Here is a 26,210-nt window from a genome sequence, read left to right on the forward strand (position 1 = left end):
TCCTTGCCTGTACGTGGAAATCAGCTTTTCAGGAGTCGGGTGCGGCCCGCTTGTACGAATGCGCCTCGATTTCCTTCCGCCGGTCCGGCGCCCGGGGCGGCGAGCCCGAAACGGAACAGGCCCTGCGGACTACGGGGGAAGCGTGAAGGATTCGAGGAGGCCCCCGATATGCAGCGGGGAACGGTTCCGCAGTTCCCGCAGCCGCCCGGGCGTGCAGCCCAGCGCCGCCTTCACGCACCGGTGGAAGTGGGCCTGGTCGCAGTAGCCGGCCTCGGTCGCGGTCTGCGCCGCGGACCGCTGCGACTCCATCAGCCGCAGGGCGTACTGGAGGCGGGTGATCTGGGCGTACGCCTTGGGCGCGACGCCCACCTCCGCGCGGAACCGGCGCTCCAGGTGCCGCCGGCTCTGCGCCATCGGGGCCGTGAGCTCGGCCACCGACAGCCGGCCGTGGCCGCGCCGGATCGCGCCCACCGCGCGGCACACGGCCGGGTCGGCGGGCGGGCCGGCCGCCAGCCGCGCCGCGAGGAACCGGTCGAGGAGAGCGAACCGGTCCTCCCAGCACGTCAGCCGGGCCAACTCCCGGGCCAGCAGCGTCACGCCCGGCAGCAGTTCCTCGGACAGCGCGGTGCGCCGGCCGTCGGGAACGCCCGCCGCTTCGGCGAAGAGCGAGTACGCGGCCGTCGGCGCCAGGGCCACGGTCACCGCCGCGGCCCCGCCGGCGGAGTCGGTCGCCACGGCCCTGGTCTGCACCGCGGCGACGAACGAGTCCGGGGGTGCGGGCGCGCGGGCCGGCGCGGCGGCCGCCCCGAGGGGGTCGCCGAAACCGATCACCAGGCGTACCGCCCCCGTGGGCACCTCCAGGCGCCGCACGGCCGGCCGGGGCCCCGCGGCGTGACCGCGGTAGCCCAGTACGGCACCGAGCAGCCGCGCCGCGGGCCGCCCCGTCACGTGCGCCGGCGCGGCCCCCGAGCCGCGCCGGTGCACGACGGTGACGTCATTCATTGCGGATCCGACTTCCTTTTTCCGAGAAACGGGTTTCACCGGAAAGGAAATCTAGGGACGCCGGGGTCTTCTTCCATCCCGCAGGGAGCTGATCTTCGCGTCAACCCGGGCGGTACCGCCCGGATTCCTCCACCCAGCGCGGTACAGCGAAAGGCCGACGGCGTCCGAAGAGACGCGTACGCCCCGCCCGCGCGGCGGTCCCCGCGATTCAGAACCGGACGGGCAGCGCCAGGAGTCCGCGGGCCCGCAGCGACGGGCGCCACCGCAGGTCCGCGCGGGGGACGTCCAGGGCCAGGGCGGGGAACCGGCGCAGCAGCGTGCCCACGGCGACCTCCGTCTCCAACCGCGCCAGCGGGGCGCCGACGCAGTAGTGGATGCCGTGGCCCAGGGCCAGGTGGCCGCCCTCCTTCCGGTCCGGCACGAACCGGTCGGGTTCGGCGAACCGCTCGGGGTCCCGGTTGGCCGAGGCCAGCGACAGCATCACGGTCTCCCCGGCCGGGATTCGCACCCCGTCGAGCTCGACGTCCTCCCGCGGGAAGCGGCGGATCGCCAGCAGCGCCGGCCCGTCGTAGCGGGCGAACTCCTCCACCGCGTCGGCGGTCCGCGCCGGGTCCGCGCGCAGCGCGGCCAGTTCGTCGGGGTGGTCGAGCAGCGCGAGGACGGCGGTGCCGATGAGCTGGACCGTGTTCTCGTACCCGGCGAACAGGATGAGGAACGCGAGCGAGGTGAGCTCGTCCTCGGTGAGCCGGTCGCCGCCGTCGCGGACGCCGATCATGTCGGTCAGCAGGTCGTCCCCGGGCTCCCGGCGCTTGTCTGCGATGAGCTGGGGGAAGTACGCGAGCATGGCGGCCACGGCGTGCCGGGCGGCGCCGGGGTCGGCGGGGTCCGGGGCGATCAGCGCGTCGGTCCAGGCCCGGAAGTCCGGGCGCGAGGCGTGCGGCACGCCGAGCAGGTCGCAGATCACGGTGATCGGCAGCGGCGCGGCGTAGTCGGCGATCAGGTCGGCTCGGCCGCGGTCCGCGACCGCGTCCAGCAGCCCGTCGGCCAGGGCCTGGACGCCCGGCCGCATCGCCTCCACCCGGCCGGGGGTGAACGCCTTGGAGACCAGGCGCCGGATGCGCGTGTGGTCCGGCGGGTCCATGTTCAGCAGGTTGGCGTCGAGGGCCGGGGGCAGGGAGAAGCCCGTGTAGTTGCCGGGCAGCCGGTGCGTCTTGTCCAGGGAGAGCCGCGGGTCGGCGAGGAGCCGGCGTACGTCGCGGTAGCGGGTGACGACCCAGACGGGCAGTCCGTCCGGCCCGGTGACGCGGTGCGCCGGTCCGGCTTCGCGGAGCCGGGCGTAGGAGGCGTGCGGGTCGGCGATCAGTGCGGGCAGGTCGGGGAACGCGGTAGCCATGATCGTCACCCTAAGCGGGCTGCCGGGTGCCGGGTGCCGGGTGCCGGGTGCCGGGTGCCGGGTGCCGGGTGTCGGGTGCCGGTGCTGGGTGCTGGGTGCTGGGTGCCGGGTGTCGGGTGCTGGGGCCGCGGGATCCGCCCGGTGGGCCGGGCGAGCGGCCGGGCGGGCGGATCCGGGCGGTCGAGTGGCGGGTCAGGGAGTCGCGTTGAGCTCGGCGACGATCGAGGCCGGGGTGTGGCCGCTGCTGTCGGACAGGCGGTGGAAGTCGACCGAGACGTAGTTCGGCTCCCGGCCGCCGCTCGCGGTGCGGCACTGGTTCGCGACGCGGTCGCGGAGTTTGGCGCCGTTGTCCAGGGCCGCGGTCAGGACGGTGGGCACGTTGCGGTGGTGGCTCATCATGAACAGCCGCCGGAAGCCGGGCTCCTGACGGTCCAGCGGGACGTCCGACCAGCGGGTGACGCAGGCCAGGTCGTTGCCCATGTCGCCCAGGCTCCAGTAGTTGGCCACCGTCCACGAGCGGTCGTACATGACGCCCAGGTGCTCGCGGTCGCCCCGGTCGGAGAAGAGCAGCAGGCGCTTGCCGGCGGTGACGAGGTCGGCCACCTTCGGCCAGCCGTGCTGCCGTACGCCCCACTGGTCGGGCCGGAAGAGGAGTTCGGGCAGCCCCCGGACCCGGCCGAGCGACGACTGGAGCTGCTCGGCGCTCACGTAGTCCTCCAGGAAGACCGTCACGAGTTCCTGCGGGTGGGAGTTCAGGAAGTCCACGACCGTCTGCATGGTGCCCGTGAAGCTCTGCCGGGGCAGGGCGTACGTGGCGCCGGCGAAGGTCTTGCAGTCGCCGTGGCACAGGTACACGTCGCTGGGGTAGCAGTCGCTGCCGAAGCTGATGACGCACAGCCAGGTGCTGTGCTCGTACCAGTGCGTGTCCAGGCTGAGCCCGCGCACGCCGTTCTCCAGCTGGCCGCGCACCGACTCGGACTGGTTGACCGAACTCCAGCGGGAGTCCTCGTAGTTGGTGAAGGAGTTGTGGGTGGTGAGGAAGGTGGCCTCGTCGAGGCGGCGGTCGCCCCAGCGGGCCGCCGCGGCGGCGCCGGCCGGTCCACCCGCCGGGGCCGCGACGGCGGGGGCGGGGGAGCGGTGCCCGGCGGGCGCGGCGGCCGACGCGGCGGTCGCGGTGCCGAGGAGGGCCAGCAGGAGGAGGCAGAGGAAGGAGTGCCGCCCCGTGCGTCGCAGGAGTGCTGCGGGGGTCGCCCGGCGACGCCCGTGCGCTCGTGGAGGGGGTGCCGGTGTTGGTGACATGCCCATGCCAATCATGCGGGGAGGGTAGCGTGCGGGCCGCGCCCCGGCTACGGCCCGGCAGGGGCCGGTAACGCCTCGGCTGTCGGGGCTTCGGTCGGCGGTCCGGGCTCGGGCATGGCCGCCCGGGCTACGCCATGGCCGCCCGGGCTACGCCATGGTCGCCCGGGCTACGCCATGGTCGCCCCGGCCACGCCGCGGCCGTCCCCGTCACGGCCCGGTCGCCGGGGTCAGCGGCCGTCCGCCCCAGAAGCGTTCGTGTCACCACACATCGCCCGCTCGAACAGGGTCTCCAACGCGGCGTCGATCGGGTGGGGCCGCGGCCGCCCCGAGGCGTCCAGCGCGTTCCACCGCTGCAGGTTCAACGCGACCGACACCTGCCGGCGGCCGTCGGACCGGGTCATGGACCGGGTCCCCGCCCCCCAGGCCGTGCCGTCCTGGCCCCAGTAGGTGCCGCAGCCGGGGACCTCGAGCCTGGTCAGCCCAAGGCCGTACTGGATCGTCGTCCCGTCGAGGGCGATCACCGGGCCCGTGCGCTGCATCTGCGCCAGCGAGGCCCGGCTGACGACGCGGCCGGCCAGCAGCCTGCCGTAGAAGCGGTCGAGGTCTTCGACGGTGGACACCAGGGCTGCCCCCGGGCCCACCCACGACATGTCGTAGACGCTGTACTCGTGCGGTTCGGCGACCACGCCGAACAGCGCCTCGTACATCCGCGAGTGCGGCCCCTCGATGCGCGGCCCGGTCGGGAACCCCGTGTGCCGCAGCCCGGCCCGCGCGATGACGTGGCGCGCGACGTACGTCTCGTAGGGCATCCCCGTCACCCGCTCCAACAGCTGGCCCAGGATCAGGTAGTTGGTGTTGGAGTAGACCCCCACCGGACCGCCGGGCTCGCCGGCCGGCGGCGCCGCCAGGCCGAGCTCGATCAGCTCGGCCGGGCGGAACCGCCGGAAGCGGTTCTCGTCCAGGCTGGTGATCGCCGTCGGGGAGGGGAGCTCCTGGAGGGACGGGAAGGCGTAGCGGATGTGGTCGGGGATGCCGCTGGTGTGGTTGAGCAGCATCCGGACCGTGACCCGCCGCCCGCGCTCGCCCGGCACCAGCTCCGGCAGGTAGTCACCGATCGGGGCGTCGAGCCGGATGCGGCCCTGTTCCACCTGCTGCATCACCGCGGCGGCGGTGAAGGTCTTGGTGATGCTGCCGACGCGGTGGCGCATGTCGGCCCGGACCGGACGCCCGGTCGCCAGGTCCGCGACGCCGGAGGCGCCGCGCCACGTCCGGCCGTCCGCGCGGACCTCGGCGAACACCCCCGGCATCCCGGCGCGGTGGACACCGTCCAGCGCGGCCTGCAGCCGGGCGGCACCGGGGCCTTCCGGTGCGGTCGTGCCGGTGGCGGTCGTGCCGGTGGTGGTCATGCCAGTGGTGGTCATGCCGGCTGCGCGTGCACCGGTGGCGGTCGCGCCGGCCGCGGTCGCGCCGGCGGAGACGGGCGCGCCGGCGGAGACGGGCGCGCGGGGTATCCGGGCGGGCCCGGCCCCGGCCCCGGCCCCGAGGGGCGGCGCCGCGGCCGCCCCCACCGTTCCCGCGCACACACCCAGCGCGGCCGCACCCGCGCACACCGCCAGTCGGATCTTCATGGGGTCCGTCCTCTCGCGTTCGACGATCGAGGTGTTCGGCGCGAGCCGCCCGGTCGACGGGACCGGCGCGGCTCGACGACGTCCATCCTCGTGACCGGCACCCCGCCGGGTCCGCCGCCATCCGTCGCGCATCCCGCCCCGATCCCCCGCCGAACGGCGCGGCCGCATGGGACGCGATCACCGCGGGCAGACCTTCCTCCCTGTACGAAGAGCGGACCGCCGCACGCCCACCGAGGAGCCGTCCATGAACAGCCCGCCGCCGTCCTTCGAGGTCCTGACGGGCGCCGCGTCGTCGCCGGTGATCCTGCACGTGCCGCACTCCTCGCGCGCCGTCCCGGACTCCGTGCGCGCCGGCATCCTGCTGGACGACGGCGCACTGGCGACCGAGCTCGACCACATCACCGACGCCCACACCGCCGAGATCGCCGAAGCGGCCGCCGACCGGGCCGCCGTCCGGCCCTGGCGGTTCGTCAACCGGCTGTCCCGCCTCGTCGTCGACCCCGAGCGGTTCCCCGACGAGCGCGAGGAGATGCTGGCCGTCGGCATGGGCGCGGTGTACACGCACACCACCCACCGCGAGCGGCTGCGCCCGGCCGGCTTCGACGCCCGGCCGCTGGTCGACCGGTACTTCCACCCGTACGCCGGGGCGATGACGCGGGCCGTGCGGGAAAGACTGGCTGCCGTCGGCCGTGCCGTGGTCGTCGACGTGCACTCGTACCCGACCGAGCGCCTGCCCTACGAGCTCCACGGTGCGGGCCCCCGGCCGCCGGTCTGCCTCGGCACGGACCCCTTCCACACGCCGCCGGACCTGCTCGCCGCGGCCGAGAAGGCGTTCGCGCGCTTCGGGGGCACCGGGCTCGACAGCCCCTTCGCCGGCACCTACGTCCCGCTGGAGCACTACGGGACCGACGACCGCGTCACGGCGCTGATGATCGAGATCCGCCGGGACGCCTACATGTCCGAGCCCGGCGGTCCGGCCGGCCCCGGCCTACACGCCCTGGCGGCCGCGCTGGCGGAGCTGGTGGACGCCCTCACCGGTCCGTAGGGCCCGGTCACGGGGCGACGGTGAGTCCGGTGAGTCCGGTGAGCTGATCCACGTGGCGCCGGCCGGGCGCGGCGAGCGCGGCGAGTGCGGGGAGCGCGGCGTGGAGCTGCTGGAAGACCCGGCGGGCCGGCGCCGCGTCCCAGGCGGCCGGCCGTACGGGGTGGCGGGGCTTGAGGGGGAGCATGGCGGGCTGCGGGGGGCGGTGCGGGGCGGCGGTTGCCCGTGTAAGGAGCGGGGGGCTGCTCAGGCTCATGCCCTTGTGGTCGGGGGAGATGGCTGTCTAGAGTCCGTTGTTACACGTGTAACAGCGTAGCCTCCGTACGGTGGCCCGCCCGTGCAAGGAAAATCGGACAGACGTCGCGAACCCTTGCCGGCCCCGGCACCGTCCCCGTGAAAGGGCCGCACCAGCGATGACGCACACTCCTCCGGCCGAGCACGACATGACCTGGCCGCCCCCTCCCTTCCTGCCGCCCGTGCCGCCGGTCCTGGGCGCGGACGGCGTACGCCGCTTCGACGGCGTCACCTACGCGACCCGGCCGGGCTACCGTCCGCGGCTGCTGGACGTCCAGGTGCCCGCCGCGGACGGGCCGCTCCCCGCCGTGGTCTGGATCCACGGCGGCGGCTGGCTGGAGGGCGACCGGCGCTACCCGCCGCCGACCGTCCCGGCCGAGCTGCTGCACGGGTCCGTCCTGGCGGCCGGCCTCGCCCTGGTCCCCATCGACTACCGGCACAGCCTCGAAGCCCCGTTCCCGGCGCAGCTGCACGACGTGAAGGCCGCGATCCGCTACGTCCGCAGGTACGCCGACGTGCTGGGCATCGACCCGCACCGGATCGCCGTCTGGGGCGAGTCCGCCGGCGGCCACCTGGCCGCGCTGGCCGGCCTGACCGGTCCCCACAGCCCCCGCGCCGAGGCCCTGGAGGGCACCGAGGGCGTGGGCGAGGGGGACACCTCGGTACGGGCCGTCGTCGACTGGTACGGGGTCTCCGACCTGCCCGCCATCCGGCTGCACCCGTTGCCGCCGATGCCGCCGGGCACCGAGTTCCCCGACCCGTACGACGCCCTGCTCGGCGGCACCGAGGAGGAGCGGCCGGCGCTGGCGCGGGCCGCGAGCCCGGTGACGTACGCCGCCGGGGGTGCCGTACCCCCGCCGTTCCTGCTGGTCCACGGCACCGGGGACGGGCTCGTGCCGTACGGCCAGAGCGAGGCGCTGCACGCGGCGCTGCGTGCGGCCGGCGGCGACTCCACCCTGCGTCCGGTGCACGACGCGGACCACATCTTCCTCGGCGCCGACGACATCCCCGGGATCGTCGCTGCGAGCGTCGCGTTCCTCGCCCGTCACCTGGCGTGCGTGTGAGGCGTGGGGGAGGGGGTCTCGGCCTTCGGCCCGCCATGGGTGGCCCGCTCGTCGTCGCGTCGTCGTCGGGTCGCGTCGTCGGCGGGTCGCGTCGCCGTCGCCGTCCCGTCGCCGGCGCCGTCGCCCGCCCGGGGGCCGGCTGCGCGCGGCGCGCGGCCTCAGGAGGACTGGCGGTGGACCAGGACCGGTTCGATGCCGCGCAGCGGTGAGGGAGTGCCCGTCGATATCAGGGCGTGCAGGGCGTCGGCGACCTCGGCCGCGGTGGGGCGGTCCAGGGCGACGCTGGTGAGCGGGGGCTGCTGGAAGGCCGACAGCACGAGGTCGTCACAGCCGACGACGGCCACGTCGTCCGGTACGGAGATGCCCTCGGCCAGCAGCGCGTGCATCAGGAGGGCCGCGTACTCGTCGTTGTAGGCGAACACCGCGTCCAGGCCGAGCTCCCGCCAGCGCCGCGCCAGCGCCGTGGCCGACTCCCGGGTGTACGCCAGCTCCACCGCGGTCACCGTGGCCGGATGCCGCGCGGCGACCTGCTCGGCGCCGGCCAACCGCAGCCGGGCCAGCGCGTCCAGGCCGCGCTCCCGGGGGATGATCACGCCGATCCTGCTCCGGCCCCGGGCGATCAGGTGCTCGGTGGCGGTCGCACCCACCGCGGCGTGGTCGAAGGGGATGGTCTGGACCCCGGGCATGGTGCGGGAGGCGAAGGCCAGCACCCCGCGTACGCCCGCGCGTGCGAGCACCTCGGCCGCCTGACCGGTGAGCCGGTCCCCGTCCAGGGCCAGGACCGCCGCCGGCCGCAGCTCGGCCCAGGCGCGGGCGGCTTCCAGCGGGTCGGCGAACCGTCCGGCGTGCATGACGGCGGTGTAGCCGTGCGGCTCCAACTCGCTGACCAGCTCGTCCACCCACCCGCTCACCAGGCGGCCGACGGCCGCGATCGACGAGGGCAGCAGGACGAGGTTGCTGCGCCCGGCGCGCAGGGAGCGGGCGGCAGCGTTCGGTACGTAGCCCAGCTGGTCCGCGGCGGCGAGCACCTTGGCCCGGGTGCCGTCGCTGACCCGGTGGTTCTGGGTGCCGTTGAGCACGAAGGACACCGTGGCACGTGACACCCCGGCGAGCCGCGCCACATCCGTGCTGGTGACCGATGAGGGGGCCGGTGTCTCGTTGGCCATGGCGTGCTTCGTCGCTCTCTGTAGCCCGGTGTGCTCTTGTGCGCTCTTTCGGTTTACGTTACACGAGTTAAGTCTTGGTGTGGCGGGGGCTGGGGGGCTTGGGGGCGGGGGCTGGAGGCTTGGGTGCCTAGGTGCCTAGGTGCCTAGGTGCCTGGGTGCTGCGGGGCTTGGGCGCTGCGGGGCTTGGGCGCTCGGGCTCCTGGGACGCCCTGGGTGCTGCGGGGGTGCCAGGTCTTCCGGTGTCGGGGTGGGCTCGCTTCGGGGGCCGCCCCGTGGTGTGTGGGTCCCCTCGGCGCTTGACAGGGGCGGCCTGCAGGCCTCCCCCAGCTACCGCTGGGAGGTACCCCCAGCGGCAGGCCCACCCCAGGCCTTGCGGCGGCGGAACAGCCGCAGCAGGGCGAACACGATCACCGCGAGGAGCACCACGCCCAGTACGCCGACGACGAGGGCGGCGATGCCGAGCTTCTTGAAGAAGCCGCCCTTCTTGTGCTTCTTCTTGCCCTTCTTCTTGCCCTTGCGGTCCTTCAGGGCCTTGAGGTTCTTCGTGACCTTGTTCGGCTTGCGCTTGTCGGCGAGCATCGTGCCGGCCGTCGCCTGGCCGGCGGCGGGAGGGGAGGTCGCGGCGGCCGTCCCGGCCACGGATATGGCCCCGGCCGCAGCGGCGGAGCCCGGGGCCACGGCTGCGGTCGCGGCGCGGGCGGTCGTGGGCGCCGCCTCGGCGAGCGCCGCCGGGCCCGCGAGCAGCCCCGCGAGTGCGAGGGCGGCCGCGGCCCGTACGGTCGTGCGTCTGTTCACTGCGTCTCCTCGATCGGGCGGTCCCCGGGCGTGCGCCGCCCGGTGGCTTCTGAGCCGGTCCCGGGGGTCGGCCGGGTCAGTACCAGCAGGGCGTCCACGAGGTCCTCCGCCGGGGCGCCGGTGGCCAGCCGCCGCAGCTGCTGGCCGAAGACCAGCGCGACCGCGGCCCCGGCCAGCCGCTCGGGGTCCGGTACGCCGAGGTGGGCCAGGATGCGCGCCGCCAGCAGGTCGTAAGCCGCGAAGCAGTCGGCCGCCGCGGCGCGCAGCCGCTCGTCGCGGCCGGCCTGGACGTACAGCTCGAACGGGGCGATGTGCCGGCTGTCGAAGCCGTCGACCCCCGCGACCTGGGCCACGACCTCGGCCGCCTGCCGGATGTCGAAGCGGTCGTCGGAGCACTCGTCGGCCAGGGCCGTGAAGTGGCGGGTCTCCTCGGCCACGAAGTGCAGCAGGCTCTCGCGCAGAAGTTCGTGCTGGGTGGCGAAGTGGTAGGTGACGGAGCCCAGCGAGACCCCGGCCTCCTTGGCGATGCGCCGGTTGGTCAAAGCGGCGATCCCGTCCTGCCCGATGATCCGCAGTACGGCGTCGATGATGTTCTGGCGGGTGTCGGCGGCAGGGGACATGGCGGCATTCTGCCCGATCACGCCCGGGACCTGTGCCGCCCGTACCCCGGCCACCTGCCGGCCCGCCGGCCGCGCGTCCCGACCTCCTTGCGGGACCTGGACAGGGCCCGCTCCCCTCCCTACTGTTCGTTCGAACGAACAGCGCATCGGCAGTCGGGAGTCGGGAATCGCCATGGACGTATCCGGATCGAACGTTCTGCTCACCGGGGCCACCGGGGGCATCGGTGCGGCCCTGGCCGCGGGCCTGGCCTCGAACGGGGCCCGCCTCACGGTCACCGGCCGTCGCGCGGACGCGCTGAAGGCCGCCGCCGACGCCCACGGCGCCCGGGCGGTGGTCGCCGACCTCGCCGTCCGCGCGGACGTCGCCCGCCTCGCCGAGACCTGCGCCGACACGGACGTCCTGGTCGCGAACGCCGCCCTGCCGGCCAGCGGCGACCTGCTCGACTACACCGAGGACCAGCTCGACCGCGCCCTCGACGTCAACCTGCGCGCCCCCGTCCTGCTGACCCGGCTGCTCCTCCCGCACATGGTGGCGCGCGGCCGGGGCCACGTCGTGCTGGTCGGCTCGATCTCCGGCAAGGCGGCGAGCCGGTCCACGTCCCTGTACAACGCGACCAAGTTCGGGCTGCGCGGCTTCGCCCTCGCTCTCCGCCAGGACCTCATGGGTACCGGGGTGGGGGTGTCCCTCGTCCAGCCGGGATTCGTCCGCGACGCCGGGATGTTCGCCGACACCGGCGCGGCGACCCCGAACGGCATCCGGACCGTCGCCCCCGGCCAGGTCGCCGCAGCCGTCGTGCGGGCCGTCCGGCGCGACCTGTGCGAGGTCAACGTGGCCCCGCTGGAACTCCGGCTGCTCAGTGCGGTGGCCGGCCAGTTCCCCCGGTTCGCGGAGCGGGTCCAGGCCCGGTCGGGCGGCGTCGACGGCCTCGTCCGCCAGATCGTCGACGCCCAGCGGTCCCGGCGTTAGGGGGAGCCGGCGGCGGCCCTCACCGGTGTTCCGTCGGCCCCGGGCGTCCGGATGCTAATTTTCGGCGGGTGGCCAGAAACCCGCCGGGGGCCCGCGCCCCGGCCGGTCGGTGGACGGTCAGCGGACGGTGCCCGCCGAGCCGGTCAGCAGGTGCAGCGCCCGGTGCTCCGCACCGGCCTGTGCCGCTCCGGCGCCGAGCAGCCCCCGGTCGGCCGCCTCGCGCAGGGTCGTGCTCAGCTCGTCGCAGCGGGCACAGCCCTCCACCCACCCCGGGACCAGGTCGAGGTGACGGTTGGCCAGGTGGCGCGCCAGCCGTGTGAGGGGGTGGGACAGCGCGCCCGGCCGGGGCGCGACCTCCGGGGTCGTTGCGGGCTGACGGGCGGTCTGGCGCAGTCGGTTGCATTCCGGACAGGCGGCCGGCACGGCTACGGGGTCGGCACTCATGCCTGCCACGGTAACCCGCCACGGCTCCGGTACCGGCCCCGGCTCGGCGGCGGCCCGCCGCATTGTCGCGCCATTGTCCCCCTACGACGGCTGCCCTACTGTTCGTTCGAACGACTTGGGGCGGATGTCACGTCGCCTGCCCGCCCCGCACCCGTACGCCTCCCATGACACGCCACGTGAACGGAGAGCCCGGCTGTGCTGAGCGACCACCCCCCGACCCCCCTGTCCGCCGACCTCGGCGGCCTGCGCGCCCGCTCCGGCGTCGACCGCCGCGCCCTGCTCCGCATGAGCGCGCTGCTGGCCGCGGGCGGCGCGGCCGCCCTGGTCCCCGCGCCGATCGCCCGTGCCGCGACCAGCGGCCAGGGCACCGGCACGGTGACCACCACCTACCAGGGCCGCTCGCCCTACGGGATCGACCAGTGGGCGTCCGTCCCCTTCGACGTCCCCCCGGGCGTCCAGCGGATCACGGTCGCCTCCTCGTTCGAGGCGGCCGCCGGGATCCTGGACACCGGCATCTTCGGGCCGTCGGGATTCCGCGGCTGGTCCGGCAGCGCCCGGTCCGAGTTCACCCTCTCCGGGGCGGACGCCACCCCGGGGTACGTGCCCGGGCCCGTCGAGCCGGGCGGCTGGTCCGTCGCGCTGGGGCCGATGGTCAGCGGCGCCGGCGGCATGGCCTGGACGGTCACCGTCACCCTCCACTTCGGCGAGCCGCTGACCCGTGCCCCGTACGACGTCCTGCCCACCGCGCTGCCCGGGCGCGGCCCGGGCTGGTACCGGGGCGACCTGCACCTGCACAGCGTGCACTCCGACGGGCAGCGCACGGTGGACGAGATCGTCGTGGCCGCCCGGCAGGAAGGCCTGCACTTCCTCGCCACCTCCGACCACAACACCAGCTCGACGGGCGTGTCGTGGAGCGGCAACGTCCCGGGCGACCTGCTGGTCATCAACGCCGAGGAGGTCACCACCCGGCACGGCCACTGGCTGGCCGTGGGGATCCCGCAGGGCGAGTGGGTGGACTGGCACTACGGCCCCCGCGACGCCGGGGCGTTCGACGGCCACGTCCGGCGCGTCCACGGTCTCGGCGGGCTGGCGATCGCCGCCCACCCGCTCACCCCGGCCGCGGGCTCGTTCTGGGAGTTCGGCCTCGACCGCGTCGACGCGCTGGAGGTGTGGAACGGGCCGTGGACGCTGGACGACGCGGCCAACATCGCCGCCTGGCACGCCATGCTCTGCGTCGGCAAGCGCGTCGCCGCCGTCGGCAACAGCGACGCGCACAGCCCCTCGGACGCCGTCGGCCGCCCGCACAACGTGGTGTACGCCAGCAGCCTGTCCACCCCCGCCGTCCTGGATGCCCTGCGCACGGGGCGCTCGTACGCCGTCGAGTCCTCGGCCGTCACCCTGGACTTCACCGCCCGGGGCGGCGGCGGGGTCGCCGGGCCGGGCCAGGAGCTCCCGCTCGGGTTCTTCGACGGCGTGGACATCGAGCTCGACGTCCGGGGCGCCCCGGACACCGTCGCCACCCTCTACACCGAGTGGGGCATCATGGCCGCCACGTGGATCGACGGCAGCGGCCGGGGCCGGCTGCGCTGGCGGGGCTGGGGCAGGGCCTCCCTGTTCGCCCGCGCCGAGGTGCGCCGGCTGAAGCCCGCTTCCACCACGCTGGACCAGCTGGTGGCGATCACCAACCCGATCTGGTTCTCCTCCCCGCAGCTGCCGCCGTACGACGTCGAGCGGCGCGCCCTGTTCCACACCGAGCGGCGGCCGGACGGGTCGTGGAGCAGCATGCGGCCGCTGCCGGGGGCCGCCGGCGCGGCCGCGTTCTCCGGGGTGCAGACGGCGGCTGCCGGCCAGGCCGACGGCTCGGTGGTGCTCCTCGGCATCGCGCCGGACAACAGCCTGTGGCTGACGGTCGTCCGGGGCGCGGGCGTACTTCAGCCCTGGCAGCGGGTCGCGGGGCCGGACGGCAAGGAGGCGTTGACGGTCCGCGAGGCGGACGTCGCGGCCTTCCCCGACGGCACCTGCCAGATCGTGGCCACGGCGATGGACGGCACGGCGTACCACCAGCTGCGCCGGGCCGACGGCGGGCTCACGGGCTTCCGGGCGGTGCCCGGCGCCACGGCGTCGAGCCGGTGGGGTGCCACGAAGGTGGCGATCGCGGCGATGCCCGACGGGTCCGCGCAGTTGCTCAGTTACGGCACGGACGGGCTCATGTACCACTGCGTGCGCGGCCGGGACGGCTCGTGGAGCGGGTGGGGGCGGATGGGCGGCGCGAACGGGGCCGCGACGTTCTCCGGTCCCGCGCTGGCGATCACCGGGCTGCCCGACGGTTCGTCCCAGGTCCTCGCGATCGGGCTCGACGGCATGGTGTACCACCAGGTGCGCCGCCCCGACGGCTCGTGGACCGGCTTCCGGGCGCCGCGCGGGGTCACCACGCCCACCATGGGCGCCAGTGCCGTCGGCATCGCCGGGATGCCCGACGGTTCCGCCCAGGTCGTGGCGGTGGGGCTCGACGGGCGGGTCTGGCACGACATCCGGCGGGCGGACGGCTCCTGGACGCCGTTCGCGCAGGTGCCCGGCCCGAGCGGCCGGGACGCGTTCCCCGCGGGCCAGGTCCGCATCACGGCCCTGCGGGACGGCACCGCGCACGTGTCCGCCATCAGCGCCGGCTAGCCGGCGGGGGGACACGTGCGCGGTGGGGGCGACCGGCGTGGTGCGGGCACCACGCCGGTCGCGCGGGCTCAGCGGGCCGTCGCGAAGTCCTGGGTCCAGTAGTGGCTGGCCCCGGAGACGCCGACGCCGATCTCCTTGAAGGAGCAGTTGAGGATGTTCGCCTTGTGGCCGGGGCTGTGCATCCAGGCGTTCATGACCTTGGCGGGGGTGCTGTAGCCGTAGGCGACGTTCTCGCCGTACGCGCGCCAGCGGTAGCCGACGCGGGTGATGCGCTGGCCGGGGTTGGAGCCGTCGGAGCCGGTGTGCGACATCCGGTGGTGGACGGCCTGGTCCTTGCTGTGGTTCTGGGCGGCCTTGGTCAGCTTCGCGTTGACCTTCAGCGCGCGGCAGCCGACCTTGGCGCGCTCCTTGTTGACCAGCGCCACGACCTTGGCCGTCGGGCTGGTCGAGGACGTCGCCGCGGTGACGTCCTGCGGGGTCTCCTGGGACGCCATGGCGGCCGTGGGTATGCCCACGAGGCCCAGGGTGGCGACGGCGATGGCCGCCTTGCGGTAGTGCGTCTTCCTGCGGTGCTTCTGCATGCGTGACCTCATTCGGTGTCGCGAAGCCGGCGGCGCCGGGGTCTCCGGCGCCGAGCGGGCCGCCATTCTTAGAAAGCTGGCGAGGGCATGGCAAGTCGCTCCGCTTGGGTGCGCGCCAACTCGACTGCACCGGGCTTGAAATGGGCGGGCGGTCGTGCAGGTGGACCCGCTCGTGCCGGGAGTGAGATGTCTGATGGACAATCAGAAATGCTCCTGAGCAGGGGGTTTGGTGGTCGGCCTCCCGGGTGTCGAGAGGGGCGTTCCGCCGGAGGGGGGTATGTCGATTCCCGTCACACATGTCCGGACATGTCGGCGCGGAGCGGTCGCCCGTGACCCTTCCGTTATCCCGTCACCGTCCGTGATCCATGTCACGGTCCGATCAGTAGCAAGATCACGCATGCCGGAAAGGGCGGTGACGGAACGTGAGGCGTGTGCGGGGGACCCGAGGTGCTCCGGCGGACTCCGACCCCTCGCGTGTTACTCGGCGGTACGTAATGATGGCGGCGACCATCCCACACGGCCGGGGGCTGAGGTAGCGGTGACGACTTTCGACGAACGGACCACGGTGCACGCCTTCCGTGACGACGCCCTGGGGGAGCACGACGCCGTCGGTCTCGCCGCGGCGATCCGGCGGGGCGAGGTCGGCGCCGCCGAGGCCGCCCGGGACGCCGCCGCCCGCGTACGGGAGGTCGAGTCGCGGCTCCGCGCGGTCCAGGTGTACGCCCGGGACCCGGAGCGGACCGGACTCCCCGCGCACGGGACGGGCGAGGTCGGCGCCTTCGCCGGGGTGCCGACGTTCGTGAAGGACAACACCGACTACCGCGGACTGCCCACGGGCCACGGCAGCGCGGCCTTCACCCCGCGGGCCGCCCGCCGGCACGCACCCTTCGTCCGGCAGTTCCTGAGCACCGGGGTCACCGTCCTCGGCAAGACCCGGCTGCCCGAGTTCGGGTTCAGCCCGAGCACCGAGTACGAGGGTGCCGAGCCGGTCCGCAACCCCTGGCACACCGGCTACTCGGCGGGCGGGTCCTCCGGCGGCAGCGCCGCGCTCGTCGCCGCCGGCGCCGTACCCCTCGCACACGCCAACGACGGCGGCGGCTCGATCCGGATACCGGCGGCCTGCTGCGGACTCGTCGGCCTCAAGCCCACCCGCGGCAGGGTCGTGCCCAACGCCCAGAGCCGCCAACTCCCGCTCGACATCGTCTCCGACGGCGTCGTCAGCCGCTCCGTCCGGGACTCGGCGGCCTTCCTCGCCGCCGCCGAGACGTACTGGCGCAACCCCAAGCTGCCGCCGGTCGGCCTGGCGGAGGGTCCCACCGGGCAGCGGCTGCGCATCGGGTTCCTGGTGGACTCGCCCAACGGCGTCCGCTCCGACACCGCCACCCGGGAGGCGGTCACCGGGACCGCGGCGACGCTGGAGCGGCTCGGCCACACGGTGGAGCCGGTGGAGCTGGCCGTCGACCCCAGTTTCACCGACGACTTCCTCACCTACTGGGGCCTGCTCTCCTTCCTCCTCGGCGTCACGGGCCGCACCCTCGGCGCGGACTTCGACCGGCGCCGCATGGACGCCCTCAGCCGGGGCCTGCGCCAGACGTACCTCGACGACTGGCGGCGGACCCCCGGGGTGCTGCGGAGGCTGAAGCGCACGCGGGAGGCGTACGCGGCGTCGTTCCGCGGACTCGACCTCGTGCTCTCGCCCGTGCTCGCCCACACCACGCCGCCGATCGGCCACCTCAGCCCGACCGTTCCCTACCGGGCCCTGATCGAGCGGATCCTCGCGTACGTGGCGTTCACGCCGGTCAACAACGTCGTCGGCACGCCGTCGATCTCGGTGCCCGCGGCGCACGCGACGACCGACGGCCTCCCCGTCGGCGTGATGTTCTCCGGCCGCCCGGGCGGGGAGCGGAAGCTGCTGGAGGTGGCGTTCCAGCTGGAGGCCGACCGCCCCTTCCGCCGCATCCAGGACGCCTGAACGGGACTCGGGGCTGCCGTCAGGCGGCCGGCTTGCCCGGCTGGTCGTGGGTGGAGCAGTGGATGCCTCCGCCACCGGAGGCGATGGTGTCGATCTGCACCTGGACGACGTCCCGCTTCGGGAAGTGCTCCTGGAGGATGGCCTTGGCCCGCGCGTCCGCCTTCCGGTCGCCGAACTCGGGCATGAAGACGGAGTCGTTGGCCACGTAGAAGTTCGCGTAGGTGGAGACGAAGTCGTCGCCCTCGCCGGTGATCCGGTCGAGGTCCGGCTGGGGCAGGTCGACGATCTCGAAGCGCCGGCCCCGCGCGTCGGTCGCCTTGCTCAGCACCGCGCGGGCCTGGTCGGCCGAGCGGGACCAGGAGTCCGGGGGAGTGCTCGGGTGCGCCTGGTCGAGGAGGACGACGCCGGGGGCGGTGAAGCGCACGAGGCTGTCCACGTGCGCGTCGGTGATGTCCTCGCCGCGGACGCCGGCCAGCCACACCACCTTCTCCACGCCGAGGGTCTCGACGAGCTCGTCCTCGATCCGGTCCCGGCTCTTCCCGGGGTTGCGGTTGGCGTTGACGATCGAGCTCTCGGTGATCAGCAGGGTGCCCTGTCCGTCGGACTCGAAGGAGCCGCCCTCGGCGACGAGCGGGGCCGCCTCGCGGGGGACGGCGTACCGGGCGAGCAGCTTGCGCCCCACCTGGGCGTCGTTCGTGTGCTCCTGCTTGTTGCCCCAGCCGTTGAAGCTGAAGTCGATGCCGGTGACCTTCCCGGCGTCCTCGACGAACACGGGGACGGTGTCGCGGGCCCACAGGTCGTCGACGGCCATGGGGACGACCTCGACCTGCGAGCCGCAGGCCCGCTGGGCCGCGGCGAGCTGGTCGGGGCGGGCCGCCATCACGACCGCCTCGTACTCGCCGACCGCGCGGGCGATCCGGGCGATGTCCTCCCGGACGTACGGCAGGTCCTCCCCCCACACCGAGGCGAGGGCCGGCCACGACATGAACGTGCGCGCGTGGCTCTCCCACTCGGCACCGAGCCGGCGCGCGGCCTCCTCGGACGGGGTGCGCCCGGGGGCGGTGCTGCGGCCGGCGCCGACGGACTCCTCGGGGCTGCAGGCCGCGGCGCCGAGCCCGAGCGCGCCGCCGATGGCGGCGAAGCCCCGCAGGGCGGTGCGGCGGGAGAGGGGGAGGTGGGACACGCTGTGCTCCGATCGTGGGCTGGCGAGACCATCCGGCCGCGGCGGGTGTATCCCGGGGGCGCGGGGGCGGATCGCCGGGCGCGCGGGGCGGCGGACGTCGCGGGCCGGGGGCCCACGCGGGGCAGGCCGTCGGGACGGCTGCGCAGCGTGCGTGGGGTGGCCCCGCACACCTACTCTGACACTGACTGAATTTTCAGTCAAACTCCTTTCCGGGCCGGTGACCGGGTCGGTGACCGGGTCGGTAGGGTTCGTGACATGGCGTCTCGCAGTACTCAGATCCTGGAAGCGGCCGCCCGGGTGATCGCCCGGCGCGGGGTCCGCGGCCTGCGTGTGGAGGAGCTGGCGGAGGAGGCCGGGGTGTCGACCGGCCTGATCTACTACCACTTCAAGGACCGCACCGGAGTCCTGCGCAGCACGCTGGAGTTCATCAACGACCGCGCCGAGCGGTACACCACGGCCCAGGACCCCGACGCGGAGCCGCTGAGCCCCCGCGAGGAGCTCGACCAGGTCCTGCTCCTGGAGCTCCAGGACGACCCCGAGGTGCGCGAGAACAGCACGGCCTGGGGCGAGTTGCGGGCCAGCGCCGTCTTCGACCCCGTCCTGCGCGAGGACCTCGCCCGGGCCACCCTCGTCTGGGTCCAGGAGGTGGCTGCCCTGCTGGGCCGGGTGCAGCCGCTCGCGCCGGCGGCCACGCTCGCCGCGGCGGCCGAACGCCTCACCGCCCTGCTCGAAGGCCTGAGCATGCGCTGGCTCAGCGGCGGCCTCTCCCACGAGCACGCGCGCACCCTCATGGCGGAGGCCGTCGAGGTGGAACTGGCCCGGCTGCGCCGCCAGTAGCCCGCGCAACGCCGGCCGCGGCGGCGACCGCCGTCCGGCGACGCACCGGCTTCGTCGGCCTGCCGGCGCCCTTCCTCCGGGGGCTTTCCTGAGTTCTCCTGTCTTGACTGAAAATTCAGTCAGTGCGGAGGAGGCCGTCGCCGGCTCCTCCGCCGGCTCGCCCCGAGGTGGAGCCGTGATGCCGTCCACGGGTCGGCCGGTCACGCCGTGCTTTCACCCGAACGCATTAAGATCGCGGCGATATCAGCATTTGTGTTCGAAGGGGAAACATCACATGGCTCAGGTCACGCTGAAGGGCAACCCGGTGCAGGTCAACGGCACCCTCCCGGCTCCCGGCACCCAGGCCCCCGCGTTCGCGCTGGTGGGCGCCGGTCTGGCGGACGCCGCGCTCGCGGACTTCGCTGGCAAGCGCAAGCTGCTCAACATCTTCCCGAGCGTCGACACCCCCACCTGCGCGGCCTCCGTCCGTGCGTTCAACGAGAGCGCCGCCAAGCTCGACAACACGGTCGTCCTGTGCATCTCCGCCGACCTGCCCTTCGCCCAGGCCCGCTTCTGCGGCGCCGAGGGCCTGGAGGACGTCAAGAACCTGTCGACGCTGCGCGGCCGTGAGTTCCACGAGACCTACGGCGTGGCCATCGCCGACGGTCCGCTGGCCGGCCTGACCGCCCGCGCCGTGGTCGTCCTCGACGAGAACGACCAGGTCCTGCACTCCGAGCTGGTCGGCGAGATCGCCGACGAGCCGAACTACGAGGCCGCCCTCGCGGTCCTGAAGTAGGCCCCGGGCCCGCGTCACCCGGGCCGCCCCGCCGCGCCGGCGTCGCCGTCGGCGCGGCGGGGCGGCCGGGGGTGCGGGCGGGCCGCGACCGTCGGCCTGTCGACGACGGCAATGCGCCGGTTCCGCCGATGGCACCCCTAGGCTTCCCGAACCGGTCCATTGCTCCTGAAAGGGGTACGACGTGGCATCTCGTCTCAACCCATACATCAGCTTCTCCGGCGACGCGCGGCCGGCCATGGAGTTCTACCAGAGCGTCCTGGGCGGGGACCTGCGCGTGAGCGGCTACGGCGAATTCGGCTCCGAGGCCCCGCCCGGGTACGAGGACAAGGTCATGCACGGCATGCTCGAGACCCCGGACGGCTTCACGCTGATGGGGGCCGACGTGCCGCCGGGCATGGAGCACACGCCCGGGAACAACTTCGCGGTCAGCCTCAGCGGCGACGACGCGGACCGGCTGCGCGGCTACTGGGAGGGGCTGTCGGCGGGCGGGACGGTCTCCGTCCCCCTGGAGAAGCAGATGTGGGGGGACGTGTTCGGCATGTGCACGGACAAGTTCGGCATCACGTGGATGGTCAACATCGGCACCCAGGGCTGATCCCCGCGCCACCGCGGGGGCGGGCGGCAGGGCGGGTCGCCCCGCCGCACCCCTCAGCGGTGGAGCCGGGTCGCCCAGTCGCTCGGGACCCGGCCTGCCGGGCCGGGGGCCGGCTGGTCGGCCGGGTGTCCGCTCGGCGGGGCCAGGGCCGGCCCGGACTCGAACAGGTCGTCGGTGCCGTAGTCCCAGAACCAGTCCTCGCCCGGCTCGAAGCTCTGCACCAGCGGATGCCCGGTGGCCTTCCAGTGGGCGGTGGCGTGCTGCGCCGGCGAGGAGTCGCAGCAGCCGACGTGGCCGCACTGGGCGCACCGTCGCAGGTGGAACCACCAGCCGCCCACCTCGTCGCAGTCGGCGCAGCCGGTGCCGCTGGGCGGGACGCCCGGGTCGATCCCGTCGATCTCGGTCATGCGGGTTCCTCCGCGCTCTCGGTCTCGGTGCCGGTGCCGGCGCCGCTGTGGGTGTCGGCGTCGGTCTCGGGGGCGGTCAGCGGCAGCAGCACCTGGAAGCGGGTGTCGCCCGGAACGGACTCGACCTGCAGGCTTCCGTGGTGCTTGTTGACGACGATCCGCCAGCAGATGTCGAGGCCCAGGCCGGTGCCCTCACCGACCGGCTTGGTGGTGAAGAAGGGGTCGAAGATCCGGCCGCGGATGTCCTCGGGGACGCCCGGGCCGGTGTCGCGGAACTCCACGAGCAGCCGGTCGCCCTCGCGGGCGGTGCGGACCGTCAGGGTGCCGTCCCCGTCGCCGCCGCCGGTGATGGCGGCCACCGCGTTGTCGATGAGGTTGGTCCACACCTGGTTCAGCTCGGCCGGGTAGGCGGGCACGTCGGGCAGCGAGCGGTCGTAGTCCTTCACCACCCGCACCCGGCTGCCGATCTTGCCGGACAGCATCAGGAGCGTGCTGTCGAGGAGTTCGTGGACGTCGACGTCGCGGTGCGGGGCCCGGTCGAGCTGCGCGTACTGCTTGGCCGCGTCCACCAGGTTCGAGATGCGGGTGGTGGAGTCGTCGATCTCGTCCATCAGGAGCTCGGTCTCGACGGTGTAGTTGAGCCAGCCGATCGCCCCCGGCAGGATGTCCTCCGCCACGGTCGCCGCGACCTGCTCCAGCCAGTCCGTGTCCAGTCCGGCCTGGACGAAGGCGGGCGCGACCCGCCACCCCTCCGGGATGCCGTGGTCCTCCAGCCAGTCCGCGAGCTCGTCCTCCCGGTCGGAGGCCTCCAGCGGGGTCAACACCGGTGCCTTGGCGACGCGCTCGGCGGTGCGCTCCTGGATCTCGATGAGGTCGGCGAGGGCCTCCCGGGAGTACGGGCCCCGGGCGATGTGCGCCAGCTTGTGCCGCATCTTCCCGACCCGCTCGCGCAGCGCCGCGGTGGCCCGCACGGCGGCCGCGGCCGGGTTGTTGAGCTCGTGGGTGAGCCCGGCGGACAGCGAGCCGAGCGCCAGCAGGCGCTCGCGCTGCCCGATGGCCCGCTGGGTGTTCTTGGAGCCGAAGAAGAGCCCCTCCAGCAGGTGCGCCGCCATCGGGAACCACTCCCGCATGACGTCCGCGAACGACTGGGCGGGCAGCACGAAGAACCGGGTCGGTTCGGTCACGTGCATCGAGTTCATGTACACCTGCGGCACCCGGTCGCCCAGGTACGCCTGCATGGCCCCCGCGTACACGCCGCGCTGCGAGGTGCGGCTGACCTCCACGTCGTCGCCGCCGACCCGGCGGTACATCACGACGGTGCCCTCGATCATCACGTAGAAGCAGGTGGCCGGGTCGCCCTCGACGTACACCGGCCCGGGACCGTACCGCTCCACCCGTCCCTCGGAGCACAGCTGTCCGAGCTGTTCCGGCGACAGCTTCTCGAACAGGAACAGCGAGGAGATCTCGTGCGGGTCGCACGGCATGACCTGCGCGCTCATGACGGACTCCTCACGACTGCTCCAAATAGCGGTGGACGAGCATCACGGCCATGGCTCCCTCTCCCACGGCGGACGCGACCCGTTTCGCGGACTGGGCGCGCGCGTCGCCCGCCACGAACACACCGGGGATGCTGGTCTCCAGGTGGTAGGGCGGCCGGTCGAGTTCCCATCCTGCCGGGGGCCGCCCGTCCGGCGTGAGGTCCGGTCCGGCCAGGATGAACCCGTGCTCGTCGCGCAGCACGGTCTCCGCCAGCCAGTCCGTCAGCGGTGCCGCGCCGATGAAGACGAACATCCACTGGGCGTCGACCTCCTCGGCGGCGCCGGACACGGCGTCCCGCAGGGTCAGCGCCTCCAGGTGCTCCGCGCCGTGCGCCGCCCCCACGACGGTGCGCGGCCGCACCGTGATGTTCGGCGACTCCTCGATCTGCTGGATCAGGTAGTACGACATCGACGCCGTCAGGGACTCCCCGCGCACCAGCAGCGTCACCGACTTCGCGCCCCGCGCCAGGTACACCGCCGCCTGCCCGGCCGAGTTCGCGCCCCCGACGACGTAGACGTCCTGGCCCTCGCAGGACGAGGCCTCGGTGAGCGAGGAACCGTAGTACACGCCGCGGCCGGTCAGGTCCTCGCAGCCCGGCGCCCCCAGCTGCCGGTACGACACCCCGGTGGCCAGGATGACGCTGTGCGCGGCGACCGCCGAGCCGTCGGAGAAGCGCACGACCCGCGCTGGACCGTTGACCTCCAGGCCCGTGACCTCGCGCGCGGTGAGGATCTCGGCACCGAAGCGGCCCGCCTGGCGGCGGGCGCGGTCGGTGAGCTGCGCCCCGGAGACGCCGTCCGGGAAGCCGAGGTAGTTCTCGATGCGGGAGCTCTGGCCGGCCTGGCCGCCGGTGGCCGAACGCTCGACCAGCACGGTCCGCAGCCCCTCGGAGGCGCCGTACACCGCGGCGCCGAGCCCGGCCGGGCCGCCGCCGATGACGACGAGGTCGTAGAACGCGGCGGCCGGGGTGGTCGCGAGCCCGACGTGCGCGGCCAGTTCGGGCGTCTCCGGCTCGATCAGCGCCGTGCCGTCCGGCGCGACCACCAGGGGCAGCCGGCGGCCGTCGGCGCCGGCCGCCGCCAGCAGCCGCTGCCCCTCGGGCTCGTCGGAGGAGTACCAGCGGTAGGGCACCTGGTTGCGGGCCAGGAACTCGCGCACCCGCGAGGAAGGCGCCGACCAGCGGTGGCCCACCACCTTCGTGGCGGGCACGGGCCGGTAGTCGCTGGCGCGCCAGGCCGTGAGGAGGTCGTCCAGGACCGGGTACAGCTTCTCCTCGGGCGGGTCCCAGGGCTTGAGCAGGTAGTGGTCGAGGTCGACGACGTTGATCGCGTCGATCGCGGCGTTGGTGTCGGCGTACGCGGTCAGCAGCACGCGGCGCGCCCCCGGGTACACGCCCAGGGCCTGCTCCAGGAACTCGATGCCGTTCATCTGCGGCATGCGGTAGTCGGCGAGGATGACCGCCACCAGGTCGCCCCGCAGCTTCAGCTCGCGCAGCGCCTCCAGCGCGGACTCGCCCGACTCGGCCCGTACGATCCGGTAGCCGCCGCCGTAGCGGCGCCGCAGGTCGCGGGCGATGGCGCGGGAGACCCCCGGGTCGTCGTCCACCGTCAGGATGACGGTCCGTGCCGCGTCGGTGGCCTGTGCCATGCTCCTCCGCCCTGGGTCCTGCGGACGGCCGGCCCGGCGGGTGGCCGCGCCGGCACCCGCCCATCGTATGTTCGATCCCGCGGGAGCGCCCCGGCACGCGGGGGCGGCCGAGGGGGCCACGCCCGGGTCGGTGGGGGTCAGGCCGGTGTGGGGGTCAGGCCGGTGCGCCCCAGGCCGTCGTCAGGCCGTCGAGCCAGGCGGGCGGCAGCTCGGCGGCGTCCCACTTCTCGCGCAGTGCCGTGGGCGCGACGGCGAGGCGTTCCAGCACGGCGACGCTGGTGGGGGAGTGGAGCAGGGAGTACCGGCCGTGGATCGCCGTGGCGCTGCCGGGCCCGTACCCCGCGTACAGCCGTTCCAGGTGGGCCCGGTGGTCGGAGGCGAACCGGGCCAGCTGGCCCGCGTACCCGGCCCGCTGCCGGGCGCCCAGCGTGCCGAGCACGGCGGTGAGCACCTGCTCGGAGACCTCGGGGTCGAGGTCGGATTCCGTGGTGAACGCCAGGTAGAGCGGCGTCACGGCCACCTTGGCCCGTTCCACCTCCATCCTGCTGACGTACCGGCGCTCGTCCGTACCGGCGCCCGCCGGCGCGCCGGCCACGACCCGGTGCAGCGTGCGCTCGGCGATCTCGGCGAGCCCGTCCGTGACGGCCCGGGCGCCGTCGAGCCAGCCGGCGGCGTAGAGCTCGCCCTTCCCCTCCGGGGCGGCCGTGTTGCCCGCGCCGAGCTCCCGGTGCGCGACGGCGACCGCGCCGGCCTCGACGAGCCCGATCAGCTCCTCCGCGTCGGCGGGGCGGACCCCGGCGCGCTCGAGTAGCTGGACGAGTGTCGTCTTCGCGTTGAGGACGCTCACCGCGTCCAGCTGCTGCGGGCCTTCGCCGGCCGCGTTCATGGGGTCCTCCTCGTTCGTAGGCGCGCCGAGGCGAGCCTACGCAGCCCGGGCGGCGCGTCCACGCCCGTGGGGTGTCCGTCCGGGACCGGTTCGGGGAATGTACCCCGCGGGGACGCCGCCACGGGAACCGACGACGCCCCGCCGACATCCCCGGGGGGAGCGCCCGGCGGGGTTACGGTCGGCGGATGGATGGTGATCGCCGGAGCTGGCCGCGGTGCCTGCTCGCGGGGGCGGTGTTCGTCGTGTGCATGGCCGGCACCACGCTCCCGACGCCGCTCTACCCGCTCTACGAGCAGAAGTTCGGCTTCTCCGAGCTGACCGTGACGGTGGTGTACGCGGTGTACGCCTTCGGGGTCATGGGCGTGCTGCTGCTGGCCGGCAACGTCTCGGACGCCGTCGGCCGCCGGCCGACCCTGCTCTGGGGCCTCGGCTTCGCGGCGGCGAGCGCCGTCTGCTTCCTGAGCGCCGACGCGTTGGGCTGGCTCTACGCGGGCCGGCTGCTGTCGGGGCTGTCGGCCGGCCTGTTCACCGGGGCCGCCACGGCGTACGTCATGGAGCTCGCCCCACCGGGCGGCGCGGCGCGGGCGACGTTCGTGGCGACGGCCGCCAACATGGGCGGCCTGGGCTGCGGCCCCCTGCTGGCGGGCCTGCTGGCGGAGTACGCGGCCGAACCGCTGCTGCTGCCCTTCGCGGTCCACCTCGCCCTGGTGGTCGCCTCGGCCCTCGTCCTGGTGCGCCTTCCGGAGACCGTGGCGGACCGGCGGCCCCTGGCCACCGTCCGTCCCCAGGGCCTCGCCCTCCCCCCGCAGGTCAGGGTGGTGTTCCCGCCGGCGGCGATCGCGTCCTTCGCCGGCTTCGCCCTGTTCGGCGTGTTCGCCTCGGTCAGCCCCGCCTTCCTGGCCCGCTACCTCGACGTGGACAACCACGCCGTGAGCGGCCTGGTGGTGGCCCTGGCCTTCTTCGCCTCGACGGCCGGCCAGCTGGCCGTCGACCGCGTCGGAGTGGCGCGCTCGCTGCCCGTGGGCTGCGTCGTCCTCTTCGCCGGCCTGCTCCTCCTGGCGGCGGCCCTGTACACGGACCTCCTCGCCCTGATCGTCCTGTCCGCCCTCGTCGGCGGGACCGGCCAGGGCCTCACCTTCCGCGCGGCGCTGGCCGCGGTGGCTGCGGCCGCGCCGGCGGACCGGCGGGCGGCGGTGATCTCGACCCTGTTCGTCGTCGCGTACACGGGCATCTCGGTCCCGGTGATCGGCGTGGGCCTGCTGGCCGACGTCCTCGACCTCGAGGGCGCGGGTCTGGTCTTCATCGGCTGCATGCTGCTGCTCGTCGCCGGGGCCGGCGCGTACCTGCTGCGGCGGCCGGTGGGGACGGGGCGGACCTCCGAGGAGCGCTCCTGACGCGGCGCGC

The 26,210-nt window shown here is 74.4% G+C and carries 24 protein-coding genes; 9 read left to right on the top strand and 15 right to left on the bottom strand.

Translation table 11 applies throughout. The features are described from left to right. Positions 1 to 129 precede the first annotated feature (129 nt). The 4 genes from IF43_RS36485 to IF43_RS0116030 all read right to left on the bottom strand — a co-directional run bounded on the left by IF43_RS36485 (position 130) and on the right by IF43_RS0116030 (position 5,322). Entirely contained in the window at positions 130 to 1,002 is an 873-nt protein-coding gene (locus IF43_RS36485; RefSeq protein ID WP_051795392.1) for an AraC family transcriptional regulator, read from the bottom strand. 208 nt (positions 1,003 to 1,210) lie between these two features. Beyond that, on the bottom strand, positions 1,211 to 2,395 hold the full coding sequence (locus IF43_RS0116020; protein ID WP_030200296.1) for a cytochrome P450: 1,185 nt from the start codon (positions 2,393 to 2,395) through the stop codon (positions 1,211 to 1,213). 192 nt (positions 2,396 to 2,587) lie between these two features. Continuing rightward, a complete protein-coding gene (locus tag IF43_RS0116025) occupies positions 2,588 to 3,709 on the bottom strand; it encodes a PI-PLC domain-containing protein (protein ID WP_234332195.1) in 1,122 nt (373 codons plus the stop codon). Positions 3,710 to 3,921: 212 nt separating this feature from the next. Next, complete coding sequence (locus IF43_RS0116030) at positions 3,922 to 5,322, bottom strand: serine hydrolase domain-containing protein (protein ID WP_324605113.1); 1,401 nt, start codon at positions 5,320 to 5,322, stop codon at positions 3,922 to 3,924. 244 nt (positions 5,323 to 5,566) lie between these two features. Here IF43_RS0116030 and IF43_RS0116035 point away from each other — a divergent pair, with 244 nt between their 5' ends. Further along, positions 5,567 to 6,367 (top strand): N-formylglutamate amidohydrolase, encoded by an 801-nt coding sequence (locus tag IF43_RS0116035; RefSeq protein WP_030200308.1) that lies wholly within the window; start codon positions 5,567 to 5,569, stop codon positions 6,365 to 6,367. A 7-nt stretch (positions 6,368 to 6,374) separates the two neighbouring features. On the opposite strand, the gene IF43_RS41635 is transcribed toward IF43_RS0116035, so the two are convergent. Continuing rightward, on the bottom strand, positions 6,375 to 6,620 hold the full coding sequence (locus IF43_RS41635) for a hypothetical protein (RefSeq protein WP_158939338.1): 246 nt from the start codon (positions 6,618 to 6,620) through the stop codon (positions 6,375 to 6,377). Between the two features lie 157 nt (positions 6,621 to 6,777). Here IF43_RS41635 and IF43_RS0116045 point away from each other — a divergent pair, with 157 nt between their 5' ends. Further along, the gene (locus tag IF43_RS0116045) at positions 6,778 to 7,722 is read left to right on the top strand and encodes an alpha/beta hydrolase (RefSeq protein ID WP_030200309.1); all 945 of its coding nucleotides are present in this window, start codon (positions 6,778 to 6,780) and stop codon (positions 7,720 to 7,722) included. 158 nt (positions 7,723 to 7,880) lie between these two features. Here IF43_RS0116045 and IF43_RS0116050 read toward each other — a convergent pair whose 3' ends face one another. The 3 genes from IF43_RS0116050 to IF43_RS0116060 form a co-directional block, all read right to left on the bottom strand. Then, positions 7,881 to 8,888: a LacI family DNA-binding transcriptional regulator gene (locus IF43_RS0116050; RefSeq protein WP_030200310.1), complete on the bottom strand. Its 1,008-nt coding sequence runs from the start codon at positions 8,886 to 8,888 to the stop codon at positions 7,881 to 7,883. Between the two features lie 327 nt (positions 8,889 to 9,215). Continuing rightward, positions 9,216 to 9,683, bottom strand: coding sequence for a hypothetical protein (locus IF43_RS0116055; protein ID WP_051795396.1), 468 nt, complete (start codon positions 9,681 to 9,683; stop codon positions 9,216 to 9,218). Continuing rightward, the gene (locus IF43_RS0116060) at positions 9,680 to 10,303 is read right to left on the bottom strand and encodes a TetR/AcrR family transcriptional regulator (RefSeq protein WP_051795420.1); all 624 of its coding nucleotides are present in this window, start codon (positions 10,301 to 10,303) and stop codon (positions 9,680 to 9,682) included. Before IF43_RS0116060 ends, IF43_RS0116055 begins: the two co-directional genes overlap by 4 nt. A 172-nt stretch (positions 10,304 to 10,475) precedes the next feature. Between IF43_RS0116060 and IF43_RS0116065 the strand changes: the two genes are divergently transcribed. Further along, positions 10,476 to 11,270: an SDR family oxidoreductase gene (locus IF43_RS0116065; RefSeq protein ID WP_030200315.1), complete on the top strand. Its 795-nt coding sequence runs from the start codon at positions 10,476 to 10,478 to the stop codon at positions 11,268 to 11,270. 117 nt (positions 11,271 to 11,387) lie between these two features. Here IF43_RS0116065 and IF43_RS0116070 read toward each other — a convergent pair whose 3' ends face one another. Then, positions 11,388 to 11,714, bottom strand: coding sequence for a hypothetical protein (locus tag IF43_RS0116070; protein WP_030200318.1), 327 nt, complete (start codon positions 11,712 to 11,714; stop codon positions 11,388 to 11,390). A 195-nt stretch (positions 11,715 to 11,909) separates the two neighbouring features. Here IF43_RS0116070 and IF43_RS38070 point away from each other — a divergent pair, with 195 nt between their 5' ends. Next, positions 11,910 to 14,384, top strand: a complete 2,475-nt coding sequence (locus IF43_RS38070) for a CehA/McbA family metallohydrolase (RefSeq protein ID WP_051795398.1) — start codon at positions 11,910 to 11,912, stop codon at positions 14,382 to 14,384. Positions 14,385 to 14,452: 68 nt separating this feature from the next. Here IF43_RS38070 and IF43_RS0116080 read toward each other — a convergent pair whose 3' ends face one another. Then, on the bottom strand, positions 14,453 to 14,965 hold the full coding sequence (locus tag IF43_RS0116080) for a CAP domain-containing protein (RefSeq protein WP_030200322.1): 513 nt from the start codon (positions 14,963 to 14,965) through the stop codon (positions 14,453 to 14,455). A 538-nt stretch (positions 14,966 to 15,503) separates the two neighbouring features. On the opposite strand from IF43_RS0116080, the gene IF43_RS0116085 reads away from it, so the two are divergent. After that, positions 15,504 to 16,937, top strand: coding sequence for an amidase (locus IF43_RS0116085; RefSeq protein WP_030200327.1), 1,434 nt, complete (start codon positions 15,504 to 15,506; stop codon positions 16,935 to 16,937). Positions 16,938 to 16,956: 19 nt separating this feature from the next. Here the strand turns inward: IF43_RS0116085 and IF43_RS0116090 are convergent, their stop codons facing one another. Continuing rightward, positions 16,957 to 18,120 (bottom strand): agmatine deiminase family protein, encoded by a 1,164-nt coding sequence (locus IF43_RS0116090; RefSeq protein ID WP_030200331.1) that lies wholly within the window; start codon positions 18,118 to 18,120, stop codon positions 16,957 to 16,959. Between the two features lie 255 nt (positions 18,121 to 18,375). Between IF43_RS0116090 and IF43_RS0116095 the strand changes: the two genes are divergently transcribed. The 3 genes from IF43_RS0116095 to IF43_RS0116105 all read left to right on the top strand — a co-directional run bounded on the left by IF43_RS0116095 (position 18,376) and on the right by IF43_RS0116105 (position 20,327). After that, a complete protein-coding gene (locus IF43_RS0116095) occupies positions 18,376 to 18,957 on the top strand; it encodes a TetR/AcrR family transcriptional regulator (protein ID WP_030200333.1) in 582 nt (193 codons plus the stop codon). 274 nt (positions 18,958 to 19,231) lie between these two features. Then, complete coding sequence (tpx, locus tag IF43_RS0116100) at positions 19,232 to 19,732, top strand: thiol peroxidase (protein ID WP_030200336.1); 501 nt, start codon at positions 19,232 to 19,234, stop codon at positions 19,730 to 19,732. A gap of 181 nt (positions 19,733 to 19,913) precedes the next feature. Then, a complete protein-coding gene (locus tag IF43_RS0116105; protein ID WP_030200338.1) occupies positions 19,914 to 20,327 on the top strand; it encodes a VOC family protein in 414 nt (137 codons plus the stop codon). A 53-nt stretch (positions 20,328 to 20,380) separates the two neighbouring features. On the opposite strand, the gene IF43_RS0116110 is transcribed toward IF43_RS0116105, so the two are convergent. From IF43_RS0116110 to IF43_RS0116125, 4 genes are all read right to left on the bottom strand, one after another. Beyond that, on the bottom strand, positions 20,381 to 20,734 hold the full coding sequence (locus tag IF43_RS0116110; protein WP_030200340.1) for a UBP-type zinc finger domain-containing protein: 354 nt from the start codon (positions 20,732 to 20,734) through the stop codon (positions 20,381 to 20,383). Then, complete coding sequence (locus IF43_RS0116115; RefSeq protein ID WP_037888730.1) at positions 20,731 to 22,233, bottom strand: ATP-binding protein; 1,503 nt, start codon at positions 22,231 to 22,233, stop codon at positions 20,731 to 20,733. The genes IF43_RS0116110 and IF43_RS0116115 overlap by 4 nt, the downstream gene beginning before the upstream one ends. A 10-nt stretch (positions 22,234 to 22,243) precedes the next feature. Then, positions 22,244 to 23,920, bottom strand: a complete 1,677-nt coding sequence (locus IF43_RS0116120) for an FAD-dependent oxidoreductase (protein WP_030200346.1) — start codon at positions 23,918 to 23,920, stop codon at positions 22,244 to 22,246. Positions 23,921 to 24,074: 154 nt separating this feature from the next. After that, positions 24,075 to 24,806, bottom strand: coding sequence for a hypothetical protein (locus IF43_RS0116125; protein WP_030200348.1), 732 nt, complete (start codon positions 24,804 to 24,806; stop codon positions 24,075 to 24,077). A gap of 185 nt (positions 24,807 to 24,991) precedes the next feature. On the opposite strand from IF43_RS0116125, the gene IF43_RS0116130 reads away from it, so the two are divergent. After that, on the top strand, positions 24,992 to 26,200 hold the full coding sequence (locus IF43_RS0116130) for an MFS transporter (protein WP_030200349.1): 1,209 nt from the start codon (positions 24,992 to 24,994) through the stop codon (positions 26,198 to 26,200). The last annotated feature ends 10 nt before the right edge of the window (positions 26,201 to 26,210 follow it).

The organism is Streptomyces sp. NRRL S-87, assembly GCF_000719335.1.
Classification (GTDB): domain Bacteria; phylum Actinomycetota; class Actinomycetes; order Streptomycetales; family Streptomycetaceae; genus Streptomyces.